General features: G+C 46.4%; 6 protein-coding genes. 4 read left to right on the top strand and 2 right to left on the bottom strand.

What is annotated here, in order from left to right; genetic code table 11:
* Nucleotides 1–82 precede the first annotated feature (82 nt).
* From CLV82_RS14470 to hisS, 3 genes are all read left to right on the top strand, one after another.
* Nucleotides 83–3259, top strand: a complete 3177-nt coding sequence (locus CLV82_RS14470; protein WP_133645054.1) for a TonB-dependent receptor — start codon at nt 83–85, stop codon at nt 3257–3259.
* Nucleotides 3260–3310: 51 nt separating this feature from the next.
* Nucleotides 3311–3784, top strand: a complete 474-nt coding sequence (locus tag CLV82_RS14475; RefSeq protein ID WP_133645055.1) for a DUF6495 family protein — start codon at nt 3311–3313, stop codon at nt 3782–3784.
* A gap of 61 nt (nt 3785–3845) precedes the next feature.
* Nucleotides 3846–5222 (top strand): histidine--tRNA ligase, encoded by a 1377-nt coding sequence (gene hisS, locus CLV82_RS14480; RefSeq protein WP_133645056.1) that lies wholly within the window; start codon nt 3846–3848, stop codon nt 5220–5222.
* Here the strand turns inward: hisS and CLV82_RS14485 are convergent.
* Both CLV82_RS14485 and CLV82_RS14490 read right to left on the bottom strand, forming a co-directional pair.
* Nucleotides 5217–5765, bottom strand: coding sequence for an NUDIX hydrolase (locus CLV82_RS14485; protein WP_133645057.1), 549 nt, complete (start codon nt 5763–5765; stop codon nt 5217–5219). The two genes, hisS and CLV82_RS14485, sit on opposite strands and share 6 nt — an antisense overlap.
* 45 nt (nt 5766–5810) lie before the next feature.
* Complete coding sequence (locus tag CLV82_RS14490; protein WP_133645058.1) at nt 5811–6899, bottom strand: M42 family metallopeptidase; 1089 nt, start codon at nt 6897–6899, stop codon at nt 5811–5813.
* Between the two features lie 102 nt (nt 6900–7001).
* On the opposite strand from CLV82_RS14490, the gene CLV82_RS14495 reads away from it, so the two are divergent.
* The gene (locus tag CLV82_RS14495) at nt 7002–7688 is read left to right on the top strand and encodes a DUF4294 domain-containing protein (protein ID WP_133645059.1); all 687 of its coding nucleotides are present in this window, start codon (nt 7002–7004) and stop codon (nt 7686–7688) included.
* Nucleotides 7689–8192: the final 504 nt, after the last annotated feature.

The following is an 8192-nucleotide window of genomic DNA, read 5'->3' on the forward strand; positions in this document are numbered from 1 at the left end:
CCCTGAATATACAAAGGAGTTATGTGCGCATAGCTCCTTTTTTATTTTATATTTATCCTCTAGCTAACTTAAATTAACACTTATGAAATCCAGATTATTACTGGTTGTGACCCTACTTTTCACAGGGTATGCTGCCATTGCGCAGGTTACGACATCTAACATCCGTGGGACCGTAGCGGATGGACAAGGTGAAGTTTTGTTCGGTGCTAACATTGTTGCCGTTCACACGCCTACCGGCACCAAGTACGGTGCTATTACCAATGAAGACGGACGTTTTAACCTTTTGAACCTTAGGGTTGGCGGTCCCTATGTACTGACAGCTTCCTACGTTGGATTCAAAACCCAGACTGTTGATGATATTTTCCTGACCCTGGGTAAAACCTTTAACCTTGACCTGGAACTGGTAGAGGAAAGTCAGGCACTTGATGAAGTAGTCGTCGTATCGGACCGAACCGGAACCTTCGGGAGTGACCGTACCGGGGCTGAGACCAGTGTAGGGCGCAGGGAACTGACAAGGTTACCCACCATCTCGCGATCGGCCGAAGATTTTGCCAGGCTGGAGCCAACGGCATCTTCTGGTGCTTCGGGAATTTCTTTCGGGGGACGGAATGACCAGTATAACAACTTTTCACTGGATGGGGCCATCTTTAATAACCCTTTCGGACTGGATGCTGCAACCCCCGGAGGGCAGACCAGTGCCCAGCCGATCTCCCTGGATGCGATAGACCAGATCCAGGTAACTACAGCTCCTTACGATGTGACCCAGTCAGGGTTTACAGGAGCATCCGTTAACGCGGTAACCAAAAGTGGTACCAATGAATTTTACGGAACCGCTTACGGGTTCTTCAGGAATGATGATCTCACCGGTGGCAAGATCAACGGGGATGATGTCTTCAAAACAGGACTGGAGCAGGTACAATATGGTGCCAGTATAGGGGGTCCTATCATCAAGAACAAATTGTTCTTCTTCGTAAACTTTGAAAAAGACGACCTGACTTCCCTGGGTACAAACGGATTTGTACCGAACCGCGGAACAGGTGCTATTAATGAGTCCAGGGTATCTGCTTCTGATTTCCAGCTGGTACAGGACCTATTGAGCCAGGTGGTGATCGGGCAGGATGAGCAGGGTAATGATATATTTTACAATCCGGGAAGGTTTGAAGGATTCAACTTTGACCAGCAATCGACTAAAGGAATCTTTAAGATCGACTGGAACATCAATGACAAGAACCGTCTGGCGGTTATTTATAATTTCCTGAATGCTTCCAAGGAAAAGCCTGCACACCCTTCGGCACTTGGATTCAGGGGGCCAAACCAGAGTACTTTACAATTTGAGAATACAGGATACGAGATCAATAACAATATCCGCTCTGTACAGATCGAATTAAACAGTACCCTTTCGGATAACGCAACTAACAAGCTGCAGGTCGGGTACACGCATTTCGATGATTTCCGAAATCCTCTGTCCACACCTGCACCGACAATTACTATCCTGGATGCAAGTGGTAGTTCTAATTACATTATCGCCGGGCACGAGCCATTCTCTATCAACAATACCCTGGATCAGAAAGTTTTCCAGCTGACCAACAACCTGAGCTTCTTTAAAGGAGACCATACATATACCGTAGGTTTCTCTTTTGAGAAATTCCAGTTCGACAACTCGTTCAACCTTGGGGCTTACGGGGCGCAGGGAGTATTCTTCCCGACAACAACTATTGCTGATTTCCCGAACTTTGCCAGCTCCGGTGACCTGCAGGCAGCTTTTGATGCAGCCATCAGTGCTGAAAGGAGCCTGGAAGCAAATGGTGTAGGTAATCCCGGAGGCTGGTCTCTGGCTGAAACCAATGTAGGCCAGATGGCTTTTTATGCACAGGACGAATGGAATATCGCGGAGAACTTTAAGCTGACCTATGGCCTGCGTTTTGACAAACCGCTGTACTTTGACACTGCTGCTAAAGTGCGTGAGAATATTGATCGTAAAGGAGGAGCCAACGGAACCTATATCCCATCAATTGAGTACACGGATCCTGAGACAGGGGAGGCCGTATTCCTGGATTCTGAAAAGATGCCGACCAATGATTGGCTGATCTCTCCAAGGGTAGGTTTCAACTGGGATGTACATGATGATAACACCCTCCAGATCCGCGGTGGTTCAGGGGTGTTTACAGGACGATTCCCATTTGTATGGCTGGGTAACCAGGTACAAGGAGTGGATTTCTTCTTCTACCAGTTAGTGGATCCTGATTTCAAATTCCCACAGGTTTGGAGAACCAATATCGGTCTTGACAAGAGTCTTGAGAACGGGATAGTGCTGACTGCTGACCTGGCCTATACCAAAGACCTGAATGCTGCCCACGTACAGAACTGGGGGCTTGACACTCCTTCTGCCACATTGAACGGGGTAGATAACAGGGCGGTATACACTAATGATGATAAGTCCCAGATCTTTGGCGGACCAACCAGTGCATTTGTGTTTACTAATTCAGATAAAGGACGTGTATGGAACGCCTCTTTCAAAGCCCAGAAGAACTTTGATAATGGCTTGTATACCCTGTTGGCATACAGTTACCTGAACTCAAAAGAGGTGAACTCAATTGAAGCGGAGATCACAGGGGATGCCTTTGTAGGGAACGCGATCGTAGGGAATGCCAATGAAGATGTTTTGGCTTTCTCTCGTTATGGTGATACTCACCGTTTTATCGGGGTACTTTCAAAAGCCTTCGATTTTGGTACTACCATATCTACCTTCTTTGAATATACCAGTGGTAACCGCTTCAATTATATTTACGGGGGCGATATCAATAATGATGGCTCCAGTATCAATGACCTATTATACATCCCTACATCCTCGGAAGTCGGACAGATGAATTTCAGTGGTGCTGGCCAGGCAGAAGCGTTTGAGGCTTTTATCCAGCAGGATGATTACCTGAGCGAAAACCGGGGTTCTTACGCAGAGCGTTATGGCGCCCAGGCTCCCTGGAAAGGCCGCTGGGACCTGAAAGCCCTGCACGATTTTAAACTGGCAGAGAACAACGTACTTCAGTTAAGTGTTGATGTACTGAATGTTGGTAACCTGATAAACTCGAACTGGGGAATTGTCGAGGAGCCGGCCTTTAACCAGTTGTTAGGGGTGTCCGTAGACGCCGGCAACAACCCGACTTACACCTTTGATCCTGACCGTACCAGCACCTTTACTGCAGCTACGGATGTAAGGTCCAGGTGGAGAGCACAGTTTGGAGTGCGGTATATCTTTAATTAAACAGTAATTTTTAATACCAAGCCGCCTCTTACAGGGCGGCTTTTTTTGCATATGAAATACGCGAGACTCACAAAAGAACAATTAGAAGAACTTCATCCCGAATTTATAAATTTCCTGGCCACGCAATCTATTACGGCAGACGAATGGGAGAGTATCAAAAAGGAGAAGCCACAGGTGGCAGAAGAAGAACTGGATGTTTTCAGTGACCTGGTCTGGGAAGGGGTCCTGAAAAAAGTAGATTACCTGGAGAATATTTCGGAGCAGCAGATGCATCTTTTCCATATGGCCGAAAAAGAAATGAAACTGATCTCTGTAAAGGTGATGAATCCCGAGGTCGACCTGAGGACCGATGAAGGTTTCAGCTGGTTTAAAAAGAACTGGCAGTCAGATTTCGTGGAATACCTCGTGGCTTCGAAGGCTTATACAGATGACCCGCACATGGATAAGTTTGAGCTGATCAAGGAAGGAGCGGTGATCACCCGTGGAGATCTTTACCGTTGGTTCGACCAGATCATAGGGGAATAAAGCATAAGGCTTTTTCAGAAGAAATTATCAATCAAGTATATTTGCAGCATTAACAGCAGTTATGGCACAGAAACCCTCAATACCTAAAGGCACAAGAGATTTTTTACCATCAGAAGTAGCCCGGAGGAACTATATCATCGGCATTATTCAAAAGCATTTTGAACACTATGGTTACCAGCCCATAGAAACCCCGTCTTTTGAGAACCTGGACACCCTGATGGGGAAATACGGGGAGGAAGGCGACCGCCTGATCTTCAAGATCCTGAATTCGGGTGATTTTGCCGAAAAGGTAGACAAGGCCATTTACGAACAGCAGGATTCCAAATCGCTGTATCCACATATAAGCGAGAAGGCACTTAGGTATGATCTGACTGTGCCCTTTGCCCGCTTCGTGGTAATGCATCAGAACGAGCTGCAATTCCCCTTTAAGAGATACCAGGTTCAGCCGGTCTGGAGAGCAGACCGTCCGCAAAAAGGTCGATTCAGAGAATTTTACCAGTGCGACGCGGATGTTGTAGGTTCCGATTCCCTTCTGCAGGAAGTGGAGTTGGTGCAGTTGTACGATACTGTATTTACCGATCTGAAATTGGAAGGAGTCACCATTAAGCTGAACAACCGTAAGATCCTGGCGGGTATAGCCGAGGTTATCGGTGCGGGAGATAAGCTCGTAGATTTCACCGTGGCCCTGGATAAAATGGACAAGATCGGCGAAGAAGGAGTTCGAAATGATATGTGGGTGAAAGGCATTCCGCAGGAATCAATCGATAAGGCACAACCCCTGTTTGCTTTAAAAGGATCTAATGCTGAGATTCTGGACCAGCTAAGTGATTTCCTCACCACATCTGAAGAGGGAACCAAAGGAGTGGAGGAGCTGCGGTACATAACCGAAGCGCTCGATGACCTGGGGTTAGCGAGTTGTACCTTGCGTTTGGATGTTACCCTGGCGCGAGGGCTCAATTATTACACCGGGGCTATCCTGGAAGTAGCTGCCCCGGAACAGGTGTCTATGGGATCCATAGGAGGCGGAGGCCGTTACGATGATCTTACCGGAATCTTCGGACTTAAGGATATCAGCGGAGTTGGAGTTTCTTTTGGCCTTGACAGGATCTACCTGGTGATGGAAGAGCTGGGACTTTTCCCTGAAACCTTAGATCGGGCCCTTGATGTGCTCTGTATCAATTTTGGCGATAAAGAAGCGCTGGCCGCTACCAAATTAGTTCAGCAACTAAGAAGGGCGGGCATGAAATCCGAGGTCTATCCATCTTCAGCCAAGATCCAGAAGCAATTCAAGTATGCGGATAACAGGAATGTTCCTTATGTAATTCTTATTGGGGAGCAAGAGCTGCAGCAAGGTGAGTTTGTAGTAAAAGACATGAAAAGCGGTACCCAGCAGTCCTACACCCTGGAAAACCCGGAAGCTTTCATAAAAAGCTTATAGTCTTTTCTGAACCTGCCGGATCACGGTCTTGTAATAAGCCGGCTCATGGGGAACGTATTTACCGGGGTTAGCAAGGCCCCAGAGTTCTTCCGCAAAAGTGATCAGTGGAACCAGTTTCAGGGCAGCTACTTCCTCATCCTGCTTCTTAAGTTCACCGGGAGGCTTGCGTAACAGGCAAAGGAAGGTATGGTGGAATTCACAGTCGATCAGTTCTTCGTGATGTTTCCTGACAGATTTAAAGACCCCGATCGACTCCAGTTCGCTGAAATTGATATCCAGGCCGATCTCTTCTGCGGTTTCCCTTACCGCAGCCTCTTCGATACTTTCACCGGCACTGATATGACCTGCTACAGAGACATCCCAGAGCAGGGGGTAGGTCAACTTTTTTGCGCTTCGCTGCTGTAAAAGTATCCGACCATCCTGGGTGTAAAACCAGATATGTACGGTGGGATGGAACCAACCATTTTTATGGGCTTCAGATTTTAAAGCCTCACGTCCGGTCGGTTGTCCATTCTCATCCCAAATTGCTACGCGCTCATCCATTATGTAATATAAAGAAATCCCCCGCAAGAACGGGGGATTATAATATTAGTCAAAATAACTGAAGGTTTCGCCTTCCTTAATAGTTAGCAGGGTCTCGTAAATGAGCCGGATCACGTTTTCCACATCATCCTTATGCACCGTTTCAACGGTAGTGTGCATATAGCGCAGGGGGAGGGAGATCAATGCGGATGCAACGCCCCCGTTACTGTATGCAAAAGCATCTGTATCTGTTCCTGTAGAGCGGGAAGCAGCCATCCGCTGGAATGGGATCTTCTTCTTCTCGGCTGTTTCAATGATCCGTTCCCGTAACTTATTCTGAACGGCAGGCGCGTAAGAGATCACCGGTCCTGCACCGATCTCTGTATGACCTTGTTTTTTCTTGTCGATCATCGGGGTAGTGGTATCGTGGCAGACATCGGTGACGATGGCGGCGTTTGGTTTGATCCTCTGGGTGATCATTTCAGCTCCCCTGAGCCCGATCTCTTCCTGGACGGAATTCGTAATGTATAGTCCAAACGGAAGTTCTACTTTATTTTCGTGTAATAATCTCGCAACTTCGGCGATCATAAATCCGCCGGCACGGTTATCGATCGCGCGGCAGACAAATTTATCCTCGTTAAGGATGTGGAAGGTGTCCGGGTAAGTGATGACACAACCAACGTGCACACCCATTTTTTCCACTTCAGCTTTGTCTTTAGCTCCTATATCTATAAAGATGTTCTCAATTTTGGGTGCTTCTTCCTTGCTTTTATCACGGGTATGAATGGCCGGCCAGCCAAATATTCCTTTAACTATACCGTTCTTAGTGTGGATGTTTACCCATTTTGAAGGTGCGATCTGGTGGTCGCTCCCCCCGTTGCGGATCACGTAGATGAGTCCGTTGTCCGTGATGTAATTAACATACCATGAAATTTCGTCAGAATGTCCTTCAATGACTACTTTGTATTTAGCGTCCGGGTTAATCACCCCGACGGCGGTACCGTAGGTGTCCGTAATAAAGGTATCCACATAAGGCTTCAGGTAATTCATCCATATTTTCTGACCTTCCCACTCGTAACCGGTAGGGGAGGCGTTATTGAGGTATTTTTCAAAAAAATCGATCGATTTTTTGGTAAGGATCTTTTTTGCGGTCATGTATCTGTGTTTTGTACAAATCTAAGTATAATTCACTTTTATTTAATAGGGCTGTCAGGGGTTTATCTTTACTTTTGGCAAGACTTTTGTTTAAGAAGGCGCATGAGATATACAGGTATATTTATTCTTATTATGATGCTTGGGAGCACAGTATCGGCCCAGGTAGAAGAAATAGAACTGGATTCCCTGGCAGAGAAGCTGATCATCATGGAAGGTGACAGTACGTTCCGGGAATCGATCGCATTAGAAGAAGTGGTGGTTTTCAGTCCGCTGGAATTCAAGTCTTACGAAGATAAGTTGCGGTACTATATATTAAGACGCAAAACGCACAAGGTGTATCCTTATGCCAAGCTGGCGTCGGATCGGCTTGTGGAACTCAACAGCCGGTTAGGAGAGTTGCAATCCAAGCGGAAGCGCAGAAGATATACCCGGGAGGTACAGAAGTTCATTGAACAGGAGTTCTCTGAAGAGCTGAAGAAGCTGACCCGGACCGAGGGGCAGATCCTGGTAAAACTCATCTACCGGCAGACCGGGATCACCGCCTTTGACCTGGTAAAGGAACTCAGGAATGGGTGGAGGGCTTTTTGGTATAACACTACCGCCAGTCTTTTTGACATCAGCCTGAAGGAGGAATATCACCCGGACCAGGTACACGAAGATTACCTTATAGAGGATATTTTGCAACGGGCGTTTGCTGCCCGCCACCTGGAAAGGCAGGAGGCAAAAGTGGATTACGACTTTTCTACCCTCACCAACAAATGGACTTCAGTAAAAAAGTCGGAAAATTAATTTGCTGGTTCTGGGAAAATCACTTATCTTTTCCTTCCTTTTTCGGTTAAGCCTTTAAGGCAATAATCTCACTCTTAGCGAATTAAAAATTTCATGGGTTTTATTTGAAAAAAACCTTGCAAAAAATTGCTTGAGAAATGAAAAAGGGTTGTAGTTTTGCAGCCCGTTACAACGAAAGGTTGTGGGAATTAAAGGCAGCAATGCTACGTTCATTGAATCATTATTGAAGTCGCACTGAAGGGAAAAATTTATTTCCCAAAAGGTTTGGCGGAACGAAAAAAATGGTTGTAGATTTGCAGCCCCTAACAACGAAGGTTGTCGGGTAGTGAAGGCAGAGATGCCGCGTTCTTTGAAGCTTATTGAGGTCAGACAAAAAGAAAAAAAAATATTTTTTCAAAAAGGTTTGGCGGAGAGAAAAACGGTTGTATATTTGCACCCGCTTTGAGAGACAGTAAGTGCTCTTAGACGAGAAGAAAAGTAAACAAGTTCATTGACATATTGGTA

Origin of the sequence: Zeaxanthinibacter enoshimensis (genome assembly GCF_004362865.1) — a bacterium.
Taxonomy (GTDB): Bacteria; Bacteroidota; Bacteroidia; order Flavobacteriales; family Flavobacteriaceae; genus Zeaxanthinibacter; species Zeaxanthinibacter enoshimensis.

Excerpts from the sequence above, each read along its gene's own strand:
- CLV82_RS14470 (WP_133645054.1), top strand. The coding sequence starts at position 83 with ATGAAATCCAGATTATTACTGGTTGTGACCCTACTTTTCACAGGGTAT.
- hisS (WP_133645056.1), top strand. The coding sequence starts at position 3,846 with ATGGCACAGAAACCCTCAATACCTAAAGGCACAAGAGATTTTTTACCA.
- CLV82_RS14490 (WP_133645058.1), bottom strand. The coding sequence starts at position 6,899 with ATGACCGCAAAAAAGATCCTTACCAAAAAATCGATCGATTTTTTTGAA.
- CLV82_RS14475 (WP_133645055.1), top strand. The coding sequence starts at position 3,311 with ATGAAATACGCGAGACTCACAAAAGAACAATTAGAAGAACTTCATCCC.
- CLV82_RS14495 (WP_133645059.1), top strand. The coding sequence starts at position 7,002 with ATGAGATATACAGGTATATTTATTCTTATTATGATGCTTGGGAGCACA.
- CLV82_RS14485 (WP_133645057.1), bottom strand. The coding sequence starts at position 5,765 with ATGGATGAGCGCGTAGCAATTTGGGATGAGAATGGACAACCGACCGGA.